1 protein-coding gene is annotated in these 259 nt (G+C 61.4%); it reads right to left on the bottom strand.

Going from position 1 to position 259, the window contains the following annotated elements:
- The coding region (locus tag FQ664_RS26330) for a DUF72 domain-containing protein (protein WP_144175920.1) at positions 1-259 on the bottom strand (259 nt) is incomplete at both ends.

Raw genomic sequence — 259 nt, forward strand, 5'->3', positions numbered from 1 at the left:
CGGCAACTGCAACCAATAGGGTGATACGCGCTGGCCCAGCGGGGCCATCAGCCGGGTGAAGTCGAAGGCAGGCTCAAGCTGGTCACGCAGGTCGCCCTCATGGCTGACATCCCGCGGAAACTTGGCAGTGAAGCGAAAGTGCTCGGGCATGACCTGCGCCCAGCGGGCAATGGTGCCGGGAGCGGGACGTGCGTAGAAAGTGGTGGTGTCGACCGAGTCGTTGAACACCTGGCTGTAGAAGCCAAGCATTTGATTACTG

This window comes from Pseudomonas persica (assembly GCF_900291015.1).
Lineage (GTDB): Bacteria > Pseudomonadota > Gammaproteobacteria > Pseudomonadales > Pseudomonadaceae > Aquipseudomonas.